The 20,007-nt window shown below is 57.2% G+C and carries 21 protein-coding genes; 11 read left to right on the top strand and 10 right to left on the bottom strand.

All coding sequences use genetic code 11. The features are described 5' to 3' along the window. The 3 genes from ftsE to MKFW12EY_RS13680 are packed head-to-tail and all read left to right on the top strand — an operon-like array spanning position 1 to position 2,057. Positions 1–657 (top strand): cell division ATP-binding protein FtsE, encoded by a 657-nt coding sequence (gene ftsE, locus MKFW12EY_RS13690; protein ID WP_054759983.1) that lies wholly within the window; start codon positions 1–3, stop codon positions 655–657. Continuing rightward, positions 657–1,622 carry a permease-like cell division protein FtsX gene (gene ftsX / locus MKFW12EY_RS13685; RefSeq protein ID WP_306306011.1) on the top strand — a complete coding sequence of 322 codons (966 nt, stop codon included), beginning with the start codon at positions 657–659 and terminating at the stop codon, positions 1,620–1,622. The genes ftsE and ftsX overlap by 1 nt, the downstream gene beginning before the upstream one ends. Before the next feature lie 3 nt (positions 1,623–1,625). After that, on the top strand, positions 1,626–2,057 hold the full coding sequence (locus MKFW12EY_RS13680; RefSeq protein ID WP_054759979.1) for a YcgN family cysteine cluster protein: 432 nt from the start codon (positions 1,626–1,628) through the stop codon (positions 2,055–2,057). Between the two features lie 95 nt (positions 2,058–2,152). On the opposite strand, the gene MKFW12EY_RS13675 is transcribed toward MKFW12EY_RS13680, so the two are convergent. The 3 genes from MKFW12EY_RS13675 to MKFW12EY_RS13665 all read right to left on the bottom strand — a co-directional run bounded on the left by MKFW12EY_RS13675 (position 2,153) and on the right by MKFW12EY_RS13665 (position 3,673). Next, positions 2,153–2,512, bottom strand: a complete 360-nt coding sequence (locus tag MKFW12EY_RS13675; RefSeq protein WP_064021263.1) for a hypothetical protein — start codon at positions 2,510–2,512, stop codon at positions 2,153–2,155. Between the two features lie 3 nt (positions 2,513–2,515). Continuing rightward, positions 2,516–2,710, bottom strand: a complete 195-nt coding sequence (locus tag MKFW12EY_RS13670) for a hypothetical protein (RefSeq protein WP_054759975.1) — start codon at positions 2,708–2,710, stop codon at positions 2,516–2,518. A 435-nt stretch (positions 2,711–3,145) separates the two neighbouring features. Beyond that, a complete protein-coding gene (locus tag MKFW12EY_RS13665) occupies positions 3,146–3,673 on the bottom strand; it encodes a gamma carbonic anhydrase family protein (RefSeq protein WP_064023435.1) in 528 nt (175 codons plus the stop codon). Positions 3,674–3,871: 198 nt separating this feature from the next. Here MKFW12EY_RS13665 and MKFW12EY_RS13660 point away from each other — a divergent pair, with 198 nt between their 5' ends. Beyond that, positions 3,872–4,534 carry a zf-TFIIB domain-containing protein gene (locus MKFW12EY_RS13660; protein ID WP_054759974.1) on the top strand — a complete coding sequence of 221 codons (663 nt, stop codon included), beginning with the start codon at positions 3,872–3,874 and terminating at the stop codon, positions 4,532–4,534. Positions 4,535–4,543: 9 nt separating this feature from the next. Here MKFW12EY_RS13660 and MKFW12EY_RS13655 read toward each other — a convergent pair whose 3' ends face one another. From MKFW12EY_RS13655 to MKFW12EY_RS13630, 6 genes are all read right to left on the bottom strand, one after another. Continuing rightward, on the bottom strand, positions 4,544–5,107 hold the full coding sequence (locus MKFW12EY_RS13655) for a chorismate--pyruvate lyase family protein (RefSeq protein ID WP_221053184.1): 564 nt from the start codon (positions 5,105–5,107) through the stop codon (positions 4,544–4,546). A gap of 3 nt (positions 5,108–5,110) precedes the next feature. Next, positions 5,111–7,216: an ATP-dependent DNA helicase RecG gene (gene recG, locus MKFW12EY_RS13650; protein ID WP_221053183.1), complete on the bottom strand. Its 2,106-nt coding sequence runs from the start codon at positions 7,214–7,216 to the stop codon at positions 5,111–5,113. 57 nt (positions 7,217–7,273) lie between these two features. After that, positions 7,274–7,669: a RidA family protein gene (locus MKFW12EY_RS13645; RefSeq protein WP_054759970.1), complete on the bottom strand. Its 396-nt coding sequence runs from the start codon at positions 7,667–7,669 to the stop codon at positions 7,274–7,276. A gap of 1 nt (position 7,670) precedes the next feature. Further along, positions 7,671–9,854 carry a RelA/SpoT family protein gene (locus MKFW12EY_RS13640; RefSeq protein WP_064027394.1) on the bottom strand — a complete coding sequence of 728 codons (2,184 nt, stop codon included), beginning with the start codon at positions 9,852–9,854 and terminating at the stop codon, positions 7,671–7,673. A gap of 5 nt (positions 9,855–9,859) precedes the next feature. Next, positions 9,860–10,099: a DNA-directed RNA polymerase subunit omega gene (gene rpoZ / locus MKFW12EY_RS13635; RefSeq protein ID WP_054759969.1), complete on the bottom strand. Its 240-nt coding sequence runs from the start codon at positions 10,097–10,099 to the stop codon at positions 9,860–9,862. A 464-nt stretch (positions 10,100–10,563) separates the two neighbouring features. Next, complete coding sequence (locus MKFW12EY_RS13630; RefSeq protein WP_054759966.1) at positions 10,564–12,015, bottom strand: beta-barrel assembly-enhancing protease; 1,452 nt, start codon at positions 12,013–12,015, stop codon at positions 10,564–10,566. A 126-nt stretch (positions 12,016–12,141) separates the two neighbouring features. Between MKFW12EY_RS13630 and tusD the strand changes: the two genes are divergently transcribed. The 7 genes from tusD to MKFW12EY_RS13595 all read left to right on the top strand — a co-directional run bounded on the left by tusD (position 12,142) and on the right by MKFW12EY_RS13595 (position 16,850). Further along, complete coding sequence (gene tusD, locus MKFW12EY_RS13625) at positions 12,142–12,531, top strand: sulfurtransferase complex subunit TusD (RefSeq protein WP_221053182.1); 390 nt, start codon at positions 12,142–12,144, stop codon at positions 12,529–12,531. A 7-nt stretch (positions 12,532–12,538) separates the two neighbouring features. Continuing rightward, positions 12,539–12,895, top strand: a complete 357-nt coding sequence (gene tusC, locus MKFW12EY_RS13620; protein ID WP_054759964.1) for a sulfurtransferase complex subunit TusC — start codon at positions 12,539–12,541, stop codon at positions 12,893–12,895. 85 nt (positions 12,896–12,980) lie between these two features. Further along, positions 12,981–13,565: a PilZ domain-containing protein gene (locus MKFW12EY_RS13615; RefSeq protein ID WP_054759962.1), complete on the top strand. Its 585-nt coding sequence runs from the start codon at positions 12,981–12,983 to the stop codon at positions 13,563–13,565. 12 nt (positions 13,566–13,577) lie between these two features. Then, on the top strand, positions 13,578–14,606 hold the full coding sequence (birA, locus tag MKFW12EY_RS13610; protein ID WP_221053181.1) for a bifunctional biotin--[acetyl-CoA-carboxylase] ligase/biotin operon repressor BirA: 1,029 nt from the start codon (positions 13,578–13,580) through the stop codon (positions 14,604–14,606). Continuing rightward, positions 14,603–15,346: a type III pantothenate kinase gene (locus MKFW12EY_RS13605; protein ID WP_054759961.1), complete on the top strand. Its 744-nt coding sequence runs from the start codon at positions 14,603–14,605 to the stop codon at positions 15,344–15,346. Before birA ends, MKFW12EY_RS13605 begins: the two co-directional genes overlap by 4 nt. Further along, positions 15,343–16,080, top strand: coding sequence for a hypothetical protein (locus MKFW12EY_RS13600; RefSeq protein ID WP_054759960.1), 738 nt, complete (start codon positions 15,343–15,345; stop codon positions 16,078–16,080). Before MKFW12EY_RS13605 ends, MKFW12EY_RS13600 begins: the two co-directional genes overlap by 4 nt. Positions 16,081–16,346: 266 nt before the next feature. Next, positions 16,347–16,850, top strand: a complete 504-nt coding sequence (locus MKFW12EY_RS13595) for a hypothetical protein (protein WP_082409701.1) — start codon at positions 16,347–16,349, stop codon at positions 16,848–16,850. Positions 16,851–16,994: 144 nt separating this feature from the next. On the opposite strand, the gene MKFW12EY_RS13590 is transcribed toward MKFW12EY_RS13595, so the two are convergent. Then, positions 16,995–19,115: a hypothetical protein gene (locus MKFW12EY_RS13590; protein WP_221053180.1), complete on the bottom strand. Its 2,121-nt coding sequence runs from the start codon at positions 19,113–19,115 to the stop codon at positions 16,995–16,997. Between the last annotated feature and the right edge of the window lie 892 nt (positions 19,116–20,007).

Below are 20,007 nucleotides of genomic sequence, written 5' to 3'. Positions count from 1 at the left end.
ATGCTGAAATTCGAACACGTGAGCAAACGCTATCCGGATGCCGGCGAGGCTTTGACCGACGTCAGTTTTCATTTGCAACGTGGCGAGATGGCGTTTTTGACCGGCCGCTCCGGCGCCGGCAAAAGTACCTTGTTGAAATTGATCGCGATGATGGAGCAATGCACGCGCGGCAATATTTTTTTGGACGGCCAGAATATCAGCCGTATCGGTGATCGGAAAATACCCTACCTGCGGCGCAACCTGGGTTTGATCTTCCAGGATTACAAGTTGCTGAACGACCGCACCGTGTTCGATAACGTGGCATTGCCGCTGGTGGTTTCCGGCTATCACCACCAGGAAGTCGCGCGCCGGGTCCGAGCCTCGTTGGATAAGGTCGGCCTGCTTGGCAAGGAACGCAAACACCCGTTGGCTTTGTCCGGCGGCGAGCAACAAAGAGTCGGTATTGCCAGAGCCATCGTCAACAAACCGAAACTGATATTAGCCGACGAGCCGACCGGTAACTTGGACCCGGATTTGTCGGCGGAAGTCATGCATATGTTCGAGCAGTTCAAACAGGTCGGGGTTACGGTATTGGTGGCTACCCACGACATCGAATTGATCAACCATCTGGAGCACCGGGTGTTGACGCTCGACAAAGGCCATCTGGTAACAAGCTGATGATGAAGCAAATCCGCCGCAAACACGCCGGCAACCGCATCGTGGAATTATTTCAGGCCTATATGCTGAACCACGCCCACGGCCTGTTTTCCAGCCTGGGCCGTTTGACCCGGACCCCCTTTACCTCGGCGATGACGGTGTTGGTATTGGCGATTGCCGTTTCGTTGGCCAGCAGTTTTTATATCGTGGTGGCAAACGTGCAGCAGCTCACCGGCAATCTGGAATCCAGCAACCAGATGTCGCTGTTCTTGCACGAAGGGATCACCGACGCAGTGGGGCAAAAGTTACTGGAACAGTTGCGGCAAAACCCGAGCGTTGCCGAAGTCAAGTACATCAGCAAAAAGCAGGCGTTGGAGGAGTTCAAAGCCAACAGTGGTTTTAGCGATGCCCTGAACGCCTTGGAACGCAATCCGTTACCCAGCGTGATCCAGGTGTTGCCGAAAAATGCACTGGAAAATAGTGACGACATCGAGAAACTGATGGCCGATTTCAAGCAGTTGCCGCAAGTGGAATTCGTCCAGGTCGATATGCAATGGGTGGCCCGGCTGCAAACCATCATGCTGATCGCCAGCCGCGGCGTAGCTTTGGTCAGCCTGCTGCTCGGGTTTGCCGTGACTTTCATCACCGGCAATACCATCCGGCTGGAGTTGCAAAATCGCCAGGACGAAGTGTTTATTTCCAAACTGGTCGGCGCGACGCATGCCTTTATCCAGCGTCCGTTTTTGTACACCGGATTCTGGCTCGGTTTTATCTCCGGCTTCTTGGGCTGGCTGATCGTCACGGTTATGTTGCTGATTCTGGAGTCGCCGGTGGAGAAACTGTCGACGCTGTACAACGGCTCCTTCGAATTGCTGTTTTTGAGCTTTTCCGAGTTCTTGTTGTTGCTGACCATTTCGGCATCATTGGCGGTGGTGGGATCTTGGGCGGTATTGCATTACCAATTACGCCAGTTGAAACCGCAATAAGCTATGAAATTTTGGGAAACCAAGACGCTGGAGCAAATGACCGCTGCCGAGTGGGAGTCCTTGTGCGACCATTGCGGCAAGTGCTGTTTACATAAGCTGGAGGACGAAGATACCGGCGAGATTGCATTTACCAGCGTGGTGTGCGATCTGATCGATCTGGATACTTGCCGCTGCACCCGTTACAGCGAACGCTGCACGCTAGTGCCGGACTGTCTGGATTTGAAACAGCACGACTTCACCGAGTACCGGTGGATGCCTAAGACCTGCGCTTACCGGCTGTTGGCCGATGGCGAGCCGCTACCGGAATGGCATCCGTTGGTGTCCGGTTCGGCCGAGTCGGTCAGGGAGGCGGGCGTATCGATCACGAGTTACGCCATCAAAGAATCGCAGGTCGTCGACCTGGAAGACCATATCATCGAGTGGTTGCAGCCCTGAACGATTAAGGCCTAGCCGCCGAAAAAACATTCGGCGGCTTCGGGCTGGAAAAACCGGGACGTTGCAGAGTAGTCCCGCGGGGAATTCAATTTCCGTTAGCCTTTACCCGGCAGCATGCCTACCGTGCCAGGTTTGATGCGTTTGCAGGACACCACCACGTCTTCTTGGTGGCATCTGGCCTCTTGAGTTGTGCCGCAACTGTCGCAAACGGTATTGCCGACGCTTTTAACTTCGTCGACATGCCAGCCGTAACCTTGCGATTGGCAAAACTTTTTGCTAAAACGGTCGATGTTATAGTTTTTCGCTGCGTTTTCTTTGGCTTTGGATTCCGCTTGGCAATGCTCAGGCGCCAGCGTATTCGCCATAATGTCGCGATAGATGTATTCGGTGGCGTGAACCGGATTGGCCAATAACAGGGTGGCGAATAGGCTGCCGATGAAGGTCGTTTTGATCATAAATTAATCCTCGCGGTTGGCGATGACGCGGATGTTCATCAGCCGATTCTCTTCGGCGATTTGGTCTTTGATGGGGGCGAACTTTTCGTTCTCGCTCATCTTAACCGCCAAAATCGCTCCGACGACCACGGCGGTAACCAACACGACGTAGAGAACGAAATTATCTTTTTCAGGTTTTTCTTGAGTAACTTGTGACATGGTGCTGCGCCTCGCTAGCTGTAGCTTCGGTCGCTGTAGCGCCGAAACCGATTATTAAAACCGACCCGCGCCATTCGGGCGGACCTGTGCATTCTGACACTCGCCGCATCGGGAGCTTATGGTCGCGGCAAAGATTCGCCGACGGACGGCTGTACTGGACGGTTGCCTCGGCATTACCCGGATGGGGTATTACTTAGCAACGAAACTGCTTGTGGCCGTTTCGAGCCGTCAAATGGTGTCGAATCGAAACAATAAAGCAAGTGGCGGGACTTGTCAAACAAATATCGTATCAATATTATGGCCTCGGCACGATTTCGGCAAGTCCGATCGCGACCGGATTGGGCTTGCCGGCGCGCAGCCGGGCGACTCGGGCACGGGTTTATAGGCGCGGTTACCGGCCGGGGGCGCAGTTGGCGCCCCGCCAGCTTCGAGTGGTCAAGCGAGATAGTCGTCCTTCAAGCGTACATAATGTTTGGCCGAGTATTCCAGAAACTCTTTTTCGGCATCGGTCAGAGCGCGAATTTGTTTGGCCGGCGCGCCGACGTATAAAAAGCCGCTTTCCAATTTCTTACCCGGCGTGACCAGCGCGCCGGCGCCCAGCATCACATAATCGCCCAGTTCGGCGTCGTCCATGACGATGGCGCCAATTCCGATCAAGCAGTAATCGCCTATCGTGCAGGCGTGGACCACGGCGCGGTGGCCTATTGTAACGCCTCGGCCGATTGTCAGCGGGTGGCCGTTCGGCGAGAAATCGCCAGCGTGCGAGACGTGTAGTACGGCACCGTCCTGGACGTTGCTACCGCTACCGATCTCGATGCGCTCGACGTCGCCGCGTACGACGCTGGTCGGCCAAACCGAAACGTCGTCGCCCAGTTCCACGTCGCCGATTACGATTGCGGCATCGTCGATGAATACTCTTGCGCCGATCCGGGGGGATTTACCTTTATAAGCTCTGATTGCCACTGCAACTCCGTATTTTTGCCATAATTGACCGGCGATATTACGCAATAATCCGGGTGTTCTCCAGTGTGGCGAGGTGGCGATGGCAGATAAGCAAGAAACGCGGCGCGGCTGCCCGGCAAATGCCGGCGTAGCGGGTCTGCGGCAAACGGAGCGCAGTTCTGTCTGCAATAGAGCCGGCCGCCGCCGGGACGACCGCTGATGGCGCGCTGCGCAACTTGTTCGGCGCCGTTGGCGGCCAATACGCAAGTGTGCCGTTATTGCGGCGTGCGCAACGACATCGATTTACATGGCAAACAGGACTTCCGCGTCGTCGACGCCGGCGGCCGGCGCCAATGCCCGCAGTGCGGAATCGGATTGCAAACCGTGGCGTTGAATCGCGAGGCGGATTTACACATCGAGCGTTGTGCCCAATGTTTCGGTCTGTTTTTCGATCCGGGCGAATTGGAGGCTTTGCTGGATGGCTCGGTGGCGCAGGTTGCCGACTTCAATCTGCCTTTGCTGCAAAACATCAACCGCGAGCGTTACCAGCCGGAACGTCCGGTCAAATATTTGAAATGTCCGGTCTGCCAAGTGTTGATGAACCGGATGCTTTACGGCTACCAGAGCGGTGTGGTCGTCAACCGTTGCCGAAGCCACGGCGTGTGGCTGGATAACGGCCAAGTCAGCCATTTGTTGGAATGGAAAAAAGCCGGCGGCCAGTTGCTCGATCGAAAAAAAACGGCGGAACGCCAAGCCAGGGCCGGAGGCGAATCCGCCAAACCGATATTGCGCAGCGATTACGCCGTGCCTGGCAACCGGACCGGCGGTGAAGCCGAGATTTTGGAAGCCATCGCCGCGGTAGTGTTCAAATTGTTCGAGTAAGTCGGTCAGCTAAAGCCTTTCGAAAAGCGCGGGCAGAAAAAACTCGGCGACCAACAACGAATGGCCGTGAATCGCGTATTCGGTACGCCGGCCCCAAACCGACGGTTCCATTGGCATCCTGGCTTGCACGGCAGTTGCCCATTGGGCCGGCTCGGCCCGGCTGAATTGGCGGTGGCGGCGTTGCAGATCGGGGTAAGCGAAAATGACTTCTCCCAACGGGCGGGTGCCCAGATGCGACAGATTGCGGTGGGCAATTTTGATGGTCGGGTCCGGCAATACGGTACGGGCCAGCACTAGCGGCCGGCCGCCGGCATGCAGCAAAACCTCGCGAATCAACTGGTAACGCGCCGGCGGCAATTTCAGCAGCCGGCATTCGTCGTTGAATGCCGGTTTCCAGCGGTGAAACAGTAACTCGACGCCAAAGCGGTTGCCGTAAATCCCGCGCAAGCGTTTGGTTAAAGAACCGGTTTCGTTGAGCCAGGATTGCAATTCGGCCGGCAAGCGGCGTTGTGCCGCGGTTTCGTGGTCGGACCAGAGCGGGGGGCGTTTGAATAAGAAACTCTTGTCGGGCAAAGCTTAAACCTCGGCGTAATGGCGGCTGCGGCCGATCCAGCGTTCGATCAGCGGCTGGATAATCTCGGGATGGCGGTCAAGGATGGTCTGCGCGGCGGCCGGAATCGATTCCAGCAGTTCCCGGTCGCGTTCCAGGTCGGCGATTTTAAACTGAATCTGGCCGGTCTGGCGGGTGCCCATCACTTCGCCGGGGCCGCGCAATTCCAAGTCCTTCTCGGCGATGGCGAAACCGTCGTTGCTCTGCTTCAGGATGGCCAGGCGTTGTTTGCCGGTTTGCGATAACGGCGCCTGGTAGAGCAGCAGACAATAGCTGTCCTGATTGCCGCGGCCGACCCTGCCGCGCAATTGGTGCAATTGCGACAAACCTAGCCGTTCCGGGTTTTCGATCACCATCAGCCCGGCGTTCGCGACGTCGACCCCGACTTCGATGACCGTCGTCGCCACTAACAGATCGCAGTCGCGGTTTTTGAAAGCCTGCATCACCGCTTCTTTCTCAGCGGCTTTCATCCGGCCGTGCACCAGGCCGATTCGGACATTGGGTAGCGCCTGGCGCAGCGCGGCGGCTGTCTTTTCGGCCGCCTCGCATTGCAGCGCTTCGGACTCCTCGATCAAGGTACAGACCCAATAGGCTTGGCGCTGTTGCGCTACCCAGTGTTCGATACGGCCGATCACTTCCGCCCGGCGTTCCGACGATATCGCGCTGGTAGCGACCGGCTTGCGCCCCGGCGGCAGTTCGTCGATCACCGAGATGTCCAGATCGGAATATTGCAGCATCGCCAACGTACGCGGAATCGGCGTCGCCGTCATAATCAATTGGTGCGGCCGCAAGCCGCCGGTTTGGCCTTTTTCGCGCAAGGCCAAACGCTGGTGTACGCCGAAGCGGTGCTGTTCGTCGATGACAATCAAACCCAGTTTGTGGAAATGTACACTGTCCTGGAATAAGGCGTGGGTACCGATCACGATACCGGCGCTGCCGTCGGCCAGAGCTTGTAACGTGTGTTGCCGGGGTTTGCCCTTCAATTGGCCGCTCAGAAACAATATCCGAGTCGGTGCGGCGGCAAACCAATGGCTGAAATTGCGGAAATGCTGCTCGGCAAGCAACTCGGTCGGCGCCATGATCGCGGTCTGGTAACCGGACGAGAGCGCGGCCAAAGCGGCCAGTGCGGCGACCACGGTCTTGCCGGAGCCGACATCGCCTTGTACCAGGCGCAGCATCGGCCGGTTTTGTCGGCAATCGGCTTCGATTTCGCCGGCTACCCGCTGCTGCGCCGCGGTCAGCCGAAACGGTAACGCGGCCAGAAATGCTTGTTTGGTAGGCGCATCCAGGTGCAGAACCGGCGCCGGCCATTGTTTGTAAGCCAGTTTTCCTTGCAATAGCGCCAGATGGTGGGCCAGAAATTCCTCGAACGCCAGACGCCGCAACGCCGGTAACGGCGTTGCGCTCAAAATCTGCCCGGAAAGCTGTGGCGGCGGGGTATGCAGAGTCTGCAGGGCTTCTTGCAGGCTAGGGTAGTCGCGGCTTTGCAGTAGCTCAGCCGGGAGCCAGTCTTTTATCGCGCTGCGGCTTTGCAGGCAGAGGGCCAGCGCCTGGCGGGCCGCTTTGCGCAACGCGGATTGGGAAATGCCTTCGGTTAACGGATATACCGGCGTCAGAGTGTGTTCGATCAGTTGCGCCGGATCGTCGACCAGCCGGTATTCCGGATGCACCATTTCCAGCCCGGCAAAACCGTAACGGATTTCGCCGAAACAGCCGATCTGTATGCCGGGTTTCAATTGTTGGCTTTGTTGCACCGAGAAATGAAAAAACCTGAGCGACAGTTCGCCGCCGCTGCCGTCGGCGATGCGGCAAATCACGCTGTTTCTGCCACGCTGGATCTGGTCGGTGAATTCGACGCGGCCGCAGACCAAGGCTGTCGTACCGGGCAGCAATTGATTAAGCGGCGTGATTCGGCTGCGGTCCTGGTAACGTAGCGGCAAATGGAACAACAGGTCCTGCACATGGCGGATGCCGAGTTTTTCCAGGCGGGCGGCGGATTGGGCGCCGATTCCATTCAATGCGGTGACCGGCAACAGCCGCGGGTCGGGGTGAGGCTGCGGTTCGGAACGCATCGTTGCTGCGGGCGGGGAGGGGCTCTGGCGACGGCTTCCGCCGCCACGGCGCAGAGGTCAGTAATATTCGTTGGGTAAAACTAGAATGCCGTCCATCTCTACGCTGGCCGCTTTGGGCAGTGCGGCAACGCCGATGGCGGCGCGGGCCGGATAGGGTTGTTGGAAATATTCGGCCATGATTTCGTTAACGATAGGGAAATCGCTCAGGTCGGTCAGAAACACGTTCAGTTTGACGATGTCGTTCAAGCTGCCGCCGGCGGCCTCGGCGACGGCTTGCAGATTGTCGAATACCCGGCGAATTTGCCGGCCGATGTCGCCGTCGACGATCTGCATGGTTTGCGGGTCCAGCGGAATTTGGCCGGACAAATAAACGGTATTGTCGACTTTGACGGCTTGAGAATAGGTGCCGATCGCCTGCGGCGCCAGCGGCGTAGAGATGATTTCCTTGCTCATGTTATGCCTTGATGCGGGTGATTTTTAAAACGATGGACAGCTTTTTCAATTTGCGGATGATGTTGGCCAGATGCACCCGGTCGCGTACCGCCAGCACCAGCAGGTCTACCGAGACTCTATCGTCCTGGCTGACGACGTTGATGTTTTCTATGTTCGAGTCCATGCTGGAAATGGTCGAGGCAATCGTGGCCAGCGAGCCGCGTTGGTTCAGCAATTCGATCCGGATTTCGGCCGGGAATTCGCCGCTTGCTTCCGGGCTCCACTCCACATCCAGCCAAGTGGTTTGCTTTTTGCGGACTTCGTTGCTGTTGCGGCACTCGTGGTGGTGAACCACGATGCCTTTGCCGGGGTTGAAAAAACCGATGATCGGATCGCCCGGAATCGGCCGGCAGCATTTGGCCAGACTGACGACAATGCCCTCGGTGCCCTTGATAATCAGCGGCGTTTTCGCATGCGGTTCGTGGTCGTCCAGCTTGACCGCGGCGTTGATGTCGGTTTGGCTGATGCGTTTGGCAACCAGGAACGGCATGCGGTTGCCCAGGCCGATGTCCTCCAGCAATTCGTTCAACGAGTGCTTTTTCAAGACTTGCAGCACCTGCAGAATCCGAGTGTTGTCTACGCTTTCCAATTGGATGCCCAGACTGTTGAGTTCTTTTTCCAGCAGCCGGCGGCCCAAGTTGATGGCTTCCTGCTGGTTGAAGTTCTTCAAATAGGCGCGGATGCAACTGCGGGCCTTGGCGGTGATCACGTAGTTCAGCCACAACGGATTGGGTCGGGCCCACGTCGCGGTAATCACTTCGACCGTCATGCCGTTTTCCAATTTGGTTTGCAGCGGCACCAGTTTTTTGTCGATCCGGGCCGAGATGCAGGCATTGCCGACGTCGGTATGCACCATGTAAGCAAAATCGACCACGGTAGCGCCGCGCGGTAGCTTGATGATCTTGCCTTTCGGCGTGAACACGAACACTTCCTGCGGGAACAGGTCGACCTTGAGGTTATCGATGAATTCGAGCGAGTCGCCGGCCGATTTCTGGATTTCCAACAGGTCGCGCAGCCATTCGTTGGCGCGGGCCTGTATGGTTTCGCTTTTGTCGTTGTCGGATTTGTATAGCCAATGCGCGGCGATGCCGGATTCCGACAAGCGGTGCATTTCGTGGGTGCGGATCTGGATCTCGATCGGCACGCCGTAAGGGCCGATCAGAATCGTGTGCAGCGATTGGTAGCCGTTGGCTTTGGGCAGGGCGATATAGTCCTTGAACCGGCCGGGTACCGGTTTGTAGAGATTGTGCACGCAACCCAGGGCGCGATAGCAGTCGTCGACTTGCGAGCAATAGATGCGGAACGCATAGACGTCGAACACGTCGGTAAACGATATGCGCTTGTTCAGCATTTTCTGGTAAATGCTGGCGATGTTTTTTTCGCGCCCGGCGACGGTGCCGTCCAGCCCCGATTCCTTTAACCGGTTTTGAATGGCGTTCTGGATGGTGTCGATGATTTCCTTGCGGTTGCCGCGCGATTTTTTCACGGCATTGTTGATCGCGGCGTAACGGTTCGGGTACAGGGCCTTGAAGCCTAGCGATTCGAGCTGGTGGCGAACGTCGTTCATGCCCAAACGGTTGGCGATCGGCGCGTAGATTTCCAGCGTTTCCTTGGCGATCCGGCGCTTTTTATCCAGAGGCATATTGCCCATGGTTTGCATGTTGTGCAGCCGGTCGGCCAGTTTGACGACGATGACGCGCAAGTCTTGCGCCATGGCCAGAAACATCTTTCTGACGTTTTCCGCTTGCGCCTCGGCGCGGGAGCGGCTGTCGATCTTGGAGAGTTTGGTCACGCCATCGACCAAATCGGCAACCTCGGCGCCGAATTGCTCCGCGAGTTGATCCTTGGTGATGGGGGTGTCTTCGATCACGTCGTGCAGAATGGCCGCCATGATGCCGTGGGCATCCATGTGCATGCCGGCCAACGTGATCGCCACCGAAACCGGATGGCAGATATAGGCTTCGCCGCTACGGCGGAATTGGCCGGAGTGGGCGGCCGCGCCGAAGTGGTAGGCGCGGACGACGGCGTTGATTTGGTCTTGGTCGAGATAGCTGCGCAGAATGTCGCAGAGCTGGTGCAGCAGCTTTTCTTCCGGGTGCTCTATGACCGGAAGCGTGGGCGTCGGCTTGGCAGCTATCTCAGGCATACCGCTTAGATTTCCAGATGGGTTTCCGATACGTAACTGGAGCGGTGCAGGCGGTCGACGTTTTCCTCGGTGACGAAGCCGGCGGCGATTTCGCGCAGCGCCACGACGGTATCTTTATCCTTGCCGCGCGGCACGAATTCGTCCGCGCCTTTTTCCAATTGGCGGGCTCTTTTGCTGGCCAGCAACACCAGTTTGAAACGGTTTTCTACATTTTCTAAGCAATCTTCGACTGTCACGCGTGCCATGATTAAACCTTGGTCGAGTTTATGGGATGTGAGGCTTGTAAACCGCTAGGGCTTCAAGCGGAGAGGGCTGAATTATAAGACAAAAGCAAGTCTTAAGCCAGATACGGAACGGCAGCGCGGCAAGGCAGGGTGGCGGACAATAAAAAGCCCGCTAAGCGCGGGCCCGTCCTGTTTGTTGTAATTATTATTGTTATTGTATTGGACGCCTGCCTTATGGCAGTTTAGTCAAGCAGTTACTATTTATTATTATTATTGTCAGCCTTTTTTACAGGCCGCTTCCCTCCCCCTCAAAGATACAACCCTGCCGGGTTGAATGCACTCCGTAATAAGGTGGGCGAAGTGTATTTTAAAAAAATCCGGGTGTCCAACAAAAAAACGCCAGTTTCGCGGAGAAATGGTTTCGCTTCGAAATTGATTATTTTAAACAGAGACTTAGCAAAAATTAGCCGATTCTAATGCCGTGTTTAGCGTTCGGCTCGCCGGGTTTCTTCCTCGCTGAGGAAGAAATTCAAGCGTTCGTTGAGGATGGCTTGCAATTGGAAGCTGAGGTCGGGTTGCTGTTTGGCCAGCCTGATTTGCATGATTGCCGATTCGGTGTCGCCGCTGGCGTAGTAGTATTCGGCCGTGTAGCGGTGAGATTCCCCGGGCTGTTTCAGGTCGGCGAAAATTTGCGCGAGCAGCTCGTAGTAAAACGGCTGGTCTTTCTGGCCGTCGGACAGGCTTTGCAGGACCTGCTTGGCACGTTCGGCGCGGCCGCTTTTCAGCAGGCTGCGGGTATACTCGATTTTCAATGCGTCGTTGTTCGGAAAACGGCCGAGCGCCGATTCGTAAAGCTTGCCGGCTTTTTCGTAATCGTGGCTTTCGTTGGCGGTACGGGCCAGCGCGCCGATGTACTGGGGTTGGTTGGGGTATTGTTCGGCCAACTGCTGGAATATCTGACCGGCTGCCGCGAATTGCAGATTTTGCAATTGCACTAAACCCATGCCGTAACGGGCGACGGCGCGTTGTTCGCTGGTGCCTTGCATTTCCAGCGTGGCGAAATGCTGCATGGCGGCCTTGGTGTCTTTGGCCGTTACCACAGTCAATTTGGCTTTGGCCAATTGGTAGGCCAGCGAATCCGGATATTGCCGGTAGGGGTAGATTTCGGCACGGCCGCGGGTGTCGGCAACCCGGTTTTCCGACACCGGGTGGGTTCTTAAGAATTCCGGGACGCCCCTGCCGTAATAGCGGGTCGACTGTTGCAGCTTTTCGAAAAAGGCCGGCATCGCCCGCGGGTCGAAATTGGCTTCGGCCAGCGTCTGCATGCCGACTCGGTCGGCTTCTTTCTCGTGGTCGCGGGTAAAGTCGATTTGAAACTGAATGTTGCCGGCCTGGATTGCCATCAGTGCCGCTTGACCCATGTTCGGCGACTGGGTGCCGATCAGGATTGCGGCCAGCGTCGCGGCAACGGTCGGTATCGACAGTTTGCTGGCCTTTTCGATCGAACGGTACAGGTGGCGCTGGGTGACGTGGGCGATCTCGTGCGCCATGACCGACGCCAGCTCGCTTTCCGCTTCGGTCAGTAGAATCAGGCCCGAGTTGACGCCGATGTAGCCGCCGGGGCCGGCGAAGGCGTTGATATTTTGGTCCATCACGACGAAGAAATGGAACGGATTCGACGGCGTATCGCTGTGCGACGCCAGTTGCCGGCCTATATTCTCGATGTATTGCTGGATTTCGACGTCTTGGTTGATTTCCGCTTGCCGGTGCAGGTTGCGGAAAAAGGCTTCACCGAATTCCTTTTCCTGCAGCGGCGAAATGATGGCGCCGGCGGAATCTCCCATATCCGGCAACTGGATTTTTTCGATTTCCACTGCCTGAGGCGGCGGGCAAAACAGGCTCAAGCCAAGGACGAGCAAGTAGGGGATTGATCTCATGGCGGGTCGGACCGGGGGCATCGAATTTGGTTCCATCGCGAAAGGCTCAGCGGCAAAACAGGCAAGATTGGCGGGCGCGTATTAAAATGCGGCTATCCGTTTGCAAAGACACTATTCTACAGTGCGATGAAATATGCCGTTCAAGTTAATACCGGCCCTTGCTCCGGCAATGCCGGCCTGACTGCTTACCGCTTTATTCTGGCAGCGCTCGACTCCGGCCACGATGTGGTGCGCGTGTTTTTCTATAAGGACGGGGTTTATCATGCGTTCCGCTACGCCAGTCCGCCGGAGGATGAAATCCAGCTCGGTAGGCTATGGACCGAACTGGCTCTGGAGCGAGGCGTCGATTTAGCCGTTTGCATCTCGGCGGCCCAGCGCCGCGGCTTACTATGCGCGGACGAGGCGCGCAGGCAAGGCAAGCGGGACGACGATTTGGCGGCCGGGTTTCGGATCGCCGGCTTGGGGCAGTGGTTGGAAGCAACGTTGCTGGCCGACCGTTGCTTGGTATTCGCGTGAGGCGGCCATGAAGTCGTTTTTGTTCGTAATGCGCCGGCCGCCGCATAGCGGGGTGGGTTTGGCGGAATCGTTGGATGCTTTGCTGACGGCGGCAGCGTTCGACCAGCGGGTGGCGGTACTGTGGTTGGACGACGGCGTCTTGCAGTTGCTGGCGCAGCAGCAGCCGGAAAGTTTGGCGTTGAAAGATACCTCGGCTATTTTTACGGCGTTGGAGCTTTATGAAGTCACCGAGCTCTATCTGGAGCGGGAGTCGTTGCAGGAGCGGGGGCTTGTCCCGGAGGATTTAATCCTGCCGGTGCGCTTGGTCGGCCGTCGCGAAATTAACGCTTTGATCGGCGGGTTTGCCGTGGCCGTTCCCGATTGACATCCCGGCGTTACAACCGGCCGCCGCGGCATCGGCTAGAATTGCCGTTTAAAATTCCAATTCATACATGAGGATCGAGCACGCCATGGCGGATGAAATTGAAGAAAAACGGCGTTATTTCCGGGTTAACGACACCATCAACCTGTTGCACAAGGTGGTCGACAAGAAGAATTTCGACGCCGCCAGCCATGTCTGCAACGACGTATTGAGCAACTGTTCCTTAGCCTCGGCGCTGGACGTATTGGCCCAGGAAGCCCGGATGCTGGGGCCGCGCCTGGAGCGGCGCGACCCGGAAATGTTCGAATATCTGAAGATCCTCGACACCAAAATCAATCTGATTGCGCAAGCGCTCAATGCCCAAACCGATAGTTTTTCCGAGCACGATACCCGCGAAGTCAGCCTGAGTGCGACCGGTCTGGCCTTCAGTAACGAAACACCGATAGCGGTCGGCGAAATCCTTGAGCTGCGCATGCTGCTGACATCGTGTATGGCGGTCATCGTCGCTTACGCCAGAGTGGTGCAGTGCAAGGACATTTCCCAGGACAATCCGCTGCGGCCGTTCGCGATTTGCGTGGAATACATCAACCTGACCGAAGATAACCGGGAGCTGTTGATCAAACACGTCATCAAAAAGCAATTGCAGCAATTGCGCGATAAAAACGAATCCTGAGCTCGGCGGCTGATGTCCAAAACCGTTAGCGCTGCCGCGGACGGTGTACTGCCGCTGGCACCGAAACTGAAGCAGCTGATTGGCCTGTTGGGCGACGGCCGGTTCCATTCCGGTACCGAGTTGGCTCAGTCCCTGGGAATCAGCCGGTCGGCAGTGTGGAAATACCAACAGGCGCTGGCCGACGCCGGCGTCGAATTGCTCGCCGTCTCCGGCAAAGGCTATCGCCTGAGCCACCCGATGCAACTGTTGCAGGAACGGCAGATTCTGGAGCATTTATCGAACCGGGCCACCGCCTTGCTCGGGCGCATCGAGATCCACGACCGTATCCACTCGACCAATAGCCATTTACTGGAAATCGCCCGCCGCTCGGGCGATAGCGGCGTGGTTTGCCTGGCGGAGCAGCAGACTGGCGGGCGCGGCCGGCGCGGCCGGCAATGGGTTTCGCCGTTCGGCCATAACGTGTACCTGTCGATACTGTGGCGGTTTCAGAGCGGACCGGCGGGTTTGAACGGTTTGAGTCTGGCGATGGGCGTGGCCGTGGTGCGGGCGTTGCGGGCGTTGGGAATCGCAGAAGTCGGCCTGAAATGGCCTAACGACATTTATTGGCGGCAGCGTAAGTTGGCCGGCATATTGATTGAAGTCGGCGGCGAAAGCGGTGGGCCTTGCCACGCCGTAATGGGCTTGGGATTGAACGTGTTCTTGCCCAGCCGGCACGCGGCGGCGATCGACCAAGCCTGGGTGGATTTGCAGGCTATTCTGGCCGACGACGCCCACGCTTTGCGCAACCGCTTGACCGCAGAATTGCTAAACCACTTGCTGCCGGCATTGGCCGAGTTCGAATCGCTCACGCTGGCGCATTTTTTGGACGAGTGGCGCAGTTACGACTGTATGCTGCACCGGCCGGCCAGCGTATTTCTCGGCGAGCAGCGTTTCGACGGCGAAGTGGCCGGCGTCGACGCCCAAGGCTTGCTGCTATTACGCCAGGCCAACGGCGAGATCCGGGCTTTCGCCTCCGGCGAAGTCAGTCTCAGGCAATCATGATTTTGCTGGTGGATATCGGCAATTCCTATCTTAAGTGGACCGTCGCCGAGCGTGGCGCGATCGCCGAGACCCGTTATCTTGACTACCGCGCGGCGAATTTCGCGGCTGGCTTAACCGAGGCTTGGGCCGGCTTGGCCGAACCCGAGGCCATCGGACTGGCGGCTGTCGCCGCTCCCGATGCCGTGGAAAACGTGCTTCGCCTCGGCCGCAGCCTGTGGCCCCGCGCGCACTGGGTGCGGCCGGTCTCGGCCCGGCACGCTTTCGGCGTCGCCAGCGCCTATCGCAAACCCGAAAAATTGGGCGTCGACCGCTGGTTGGCCATGATAGGCACCCGGCACGGCTATCCCGGCGCCAATTGTATTGTCGATTGCGGCACGGCCATTACCGTCGATTTCGTTGCCGCCGACGGACGCCACCAAGGCGGTTTGATTTGCCCCGGTTTGCGTTTGATGAAGCAGGCGTTGGCAGTCAATACCCACGCCTTGCCGGTTGCGGCCGGCGCCGGAGCGGTGGGCTTGGCGGCGGATACCGATGCGGCAATCGATTCCGGCGTGCTGTGGGCGGCGGCCGGCTTGATCGAAACCGCGTTACGCCGCCAAAACCAGCATTACCGCTTGGTTTTGACCGGGGGCGACGCAGCCGTGTTGGCGCAACAACTGGCGGGAGATAGGGTGCTGGATTCGCAACTGGTATTCAAGGGCTTGTGGCATTATTGCATCGCAGCGGAGTGTGTTGGATGAAGCCGATTTTTTTGTTGCTGTGTCTGGCCAATGTGCTGTTTTTTTTCTGGCAGTTCCATTTTGGTGCGTTGACGCCGGCTACCGATAGGCCGTCCGAATTGCCGCCGATTTTACTGGTCGAAGAGCGCGATGCGGCGCGGCGCGGCGCGGCAATTTCGCAAGTTTTGGACCGCAATGCAGCCGCATTGCAACGACTGGCTGTGCCGAAACTTTTGTTGCCGCCCCAACCGCAACGGTTGGCGGGGGTTACCGGAGCCGCGGAGAACAAGCCGCCGCGGCCGGCTGCCGTCAAACGCGAACCGGTAATCAATTGTTACGAAGCCGGGCCGTTCGCCGACGACGCCGAATTGCAGCGTTGGTTGAAAGGCAAGCCGCTGGTGTCCGCACAGTCTTTTTATCGGGAAATCGCAGTTCCTGCAGATTATCAAGTCTACTACCCGGCCGCCAAGGACGCGGAACAAAGCCGGATTAACAAAATGATGTTACAGGCGAAAGGGATTGCCGACATCTGGATGGTTCCGGAAGGCGAGCTGAAAGGCGCACTATCTTTGGGCGTTTTTGTCGAGAAGGACAGGGCGCTGTCGTTTCGAGAGCAGCTTGCGGCACGCGGCATCCGTGCCGAGCTTAGGCAGCGCAGCAAAGCTCGGCAGGCTTTATTCGTCCGTTTCGGCGCCTCCCGAGCCATGGCCGGCGGCGTGGCGCAGCAGCGGGTACCGGCAGCGGATTGCGATTAGCGCCAAAATAGCGCAGCCGAGACGTTAACCACTCAATTTACAGGAAAAAGTGTCGGCTAATTTTACATTCGCTTCAATTCGGCAAACTTAATCCGTTGAAATCTATGCTTGAATTTTTTTGGCATATTTCTTGTATAATTAACTTTGGATGAAGGCTGCGGCTTTCATCCTCGGTTCGGCGGCGGTTATTTGGGATAAATCTCCAAGTCCGGACTAGGTGGCCATATGGATGGCCGTTTGTTAACGTTAATTAATGGGGAATATCCATGAAAACGCTTTTATCTTTAAGACTATGGCTTGCTGTGTGCCTGTTTGCAGTTTCGACTGTAAGTTCGGCAGGTATTATTTGGGAATCGACTGATGGGGACAGCAACTTTTTGTCCGTGAGTTTTTCATCTCCGTTTCCCAGTAGCGATACCTTCGGTATCTTTGCAGCAAATGCTGACCTGAGCAGTGCGGCTCCGCTATATACCTTTAGCGGTATTGGCAGCTATTCGCCAACCGGTGCTTTCAAATTTGGTTTGTGGACAGTCAGTGGCTGGGTCAGCGAATTTGCAAATTTCGAGTTCGATGACAACGCTTACTTGTTGACTTTTGCCAAACCTGGTGTGAAAAACACCTTGGCGTTGCTGTACGGCTTCGATATCAAGCCAGCTGCTGACCAAAGCGGTGGTTCTGTAGTACCTCTTCCCGCCTCTATCTGGTTCATGACAAGCGCTTTGTTGGGTTTCCTCTACACCGGACGCCGGAAAACGCTGGTCCAAGCTTAAGCTCCGGCTTAAGCCTTTCCAGAGCCGGACGAGGCGCGCCTCGCCGGCTTTTTTTATGCCCGCAGAAAATCCCGCCGCGGCAACGCTCGCGCTCCGCCCCCCTTATCTGGGCCGCAATATCTCATCGTATTCTGCTGGCTTGGCCTAGCCGCCGCTGACCATCAGGTTGCGAGCCTGTTCCTTCAACACTATCGCCTGTCGCAATAGTCCGATCCTGCCCGGATGAAACCGGTTGCCGGCCATCGTCTCCAGATTCAACGCCTGCTGTAACTTTTCCAAAGCTTCCGGATAGGGATTGATTACTGCTTGCTGCAACACTTCCACCGCGTCCTGAGTATCGGCTATTGCCAGTTTCAGCGATTTCAAGCTTGGCTCGCCGTTCTGCTCCATCGCTTTTTTATCCAACAGATTGGAGCTGCGGATATTTTCCAATACGTTGATCGAGCGTAAAAACAATGCCACGGCAATGACTTGCGACGAATCCAGTTTGCCCTGCCGATTCGCTTTACTGGAGGTAAACGCGCCGGGCGAGCTGTTGAAGGCGTCGGAACTGTAGTAGGCGACGCTTTCCTCCAGCGTCGTCACGCTGTTGTTATGGAAGAACGGCGCCGTGTCGGCCGCCTCGACCAGCGATGGGGTATTAAAACGGTTCAAACCCTGGTGTCCGGTCGGCCGCGAGCTGGTGCCGCTCGGCGCGACGCTGCCGTCGCTAAAACAGATTTCGTCGTAATTCGGGCCGCAATCGTTTTGTTGGAGCTGGCCGAAGCCGCCGTCGTAGGCCAGGGTCGGATCGGCCAAATGGTGCAACTGGTCGCGCATCCGCTCGACACCGGTATCGCGGGTCGGATTGGCGTTGGTGGTGGAACTGATGCCGCCGGCGTTGAAGTGGCAACCGTTACAGTTGGCCGTGGCGCCGAAGATCACCGAACCGTCCGCGGCTTTCGGATTGTTTTTGGTGTTGAATAATAACAAGCCGTTCTGCACCAGCGGCGATTTGAAATACATATTGGCCAGATTCAATTCGCTGCTGCGCCCCAAAGACAACATGTACGCTTCCAAGGCGTCGAGTTCGTCTTCGGTCGGCAACCTGAAATCGATGTTCTCGGCCCGGATCAGAGTTTTCGGCATGTGCTGTTTGATCGCGCCCTTGGCGAAGTCGCGCAACGAACCGCCGTCCGGCGCGCCGTCGCCAGACCAGCCGATGGCTTGGGTATGGGTGCCGGACTGTTGGGCTTCGGGATCGTGGCTGTTGAAATAGGCTTCGTCCTGGGTAAATTCGCCGTTACCGTAGCCCGGATTGACCGCGCGTTCGAAGGTCAGCGTGTTGGCCAGACCCAGCAAGTGCGAGGCGCTGCGCATCACCGGCGGCCGGTCGAAGCCATCGGCGTTAGCGACGAACAACGCGAACTGGCGCAGCAGCGCCGGTTTTTCCAAATCGGCCAGTTCCGGCCTGGTTTCGGCGACGAACAGCGGGTCGCTCTTCGGCAGTTTGGCGATGTAATTCGGATCGATCGTATGGTTATTGTCAGGGCGGTGGCAGGTGGCGCAGGTGCGGCCGTTACCGCCAAAGGTCTCTTCGGTAAAAATCTTCTGGCCGCGGGCGATCAACTGCGCCAATTGCGGGCCGCGGCCGAAATTGCCGGCTTGGGCGGTCTTGGGTAACAGGAATTCGAACGGCGCGCGCTCAGACGCGGATACGCCGCCGGCAGCGGCCAGCATCGCGCCCGGCCAGTCGTGTTCGGTGAAATACAGGCGTTGCAGTAGGCTAGGCGAGCCGAACAACAGGCCGCCGTTGTCGGGCGAGGTTCCGGCTTGGACGATTGCGGCAGCGTCCAGCGTAAATCCGCGCATTTGCTGCGGATCGAGCTGCACGGCCAAGCGGTGTCCGTCAGCGGTAGGCTCTAGTTGCCCGATCCGCAGCCGTTGCCGGGATGGGCGATGGTTGTCCAGCAGCCAGAGTTCGTATTGGCCTGTTGCCGGCAAATCGGACACCGCCGCCTGCAAGCGACCGGTACGCAGATTGAGTTGGAGCCGGCCGGCGGCCGGACTGAAGCGTGCGGACAGCGCTTTGGAATAGCTCAAGCCAAGTTGCAGCGTATCCGGGCGGGCGGATTGCTCGTGAGCGTTTTTCCAACGTTGGTACAACTGGCTTAACGCTGCGGGGTCGCCGTGGCCGGTAAACGGCGGATCCGGCTGCGGCGCCAAGATAAATCCAATGCCGAGCGCGGCCGCGAAGGCCAGCACACGCTTATAGGGTAATTTCATGCTTATTCCACTATCGAACTGACAAAGCCGCTGCACCCAAGGGGAGAAACAATCGCCGCAAGCGCCTTACTGGGGCGTTGCCGCAAAATTCGGAGCCGGGGCGAGCAGTCGGTAAGCCGGGTCAGCAATAGCCATGCCCGCTTTGGACAACATCCTTTCAAATCAATATTTTGAATTTAATAGACCGACTTGTCGGCCTGGCGCCGGCTAAGAAGGGACTTTGGCTTTGAAAACCGACTCGGCGCGCAGTTTCGCCGGATTGGCTGCGGCCGAAAACGCACGGCCGGGCCGGGTTCGGCACATGGCTGCCCGATTTTCGTCGGCCGCTTGCAATTGGAATGGTGCCATGCGGCTTGGCCGAAAAACCGAAACGGCGGCTAATTGCAAACTGCGGGATATGCCGCAGCGACAGGTGAAATCACACAAATTGTGTTCTTATTGCCTGGCAGCGATCGGTTTCGTTGGCGCGGCGCCAATAGCGCCAGATGCGCTATTGAATAAAGTATCCAATATAAAACAATTACATAGAGCTAGAAAATTTTTAGTTTCGACGCCGTTCGCGCCGGTTCGTATCGGTCATTATCGAATCGGACAATAAAACGGCAGCCGGTTTAGACGCAATTCGGCCTAAGCCGGCAATGTTCTATAAAGCATTGAAATGTTTTGGCTTTCTCCCACGTTTGCCGGTTTTATTGTTGCGGCCCGAACAGGGTCAAAACTGCGGCAAAACCCGCAGTTTTTGGTTTGTTTATTGCAAGTGATTGAATTAAAAACAAAAAAAACAGGTATGAATTGTGCTTAAAGGGCTGTGTGATAGATGGAAACGATATCACTGTCGGGAAAAAGCCAAACCTGCCGTGAGGAGGATGCGGAAATTCAGGGGTCTCGCACG

This window comes from Methylomonas koyamae, from assembly GCF_019669905.1.
GTDB lineage: Bacteria > Pseudomonadota > Gammaproteobacteria > Methylococcales > Methylomonadaceae > Methylomonas > Methylomonas koyamae.
This window is presented reverse-complemented; position numbering and strand designations above follow the sequence as displayed.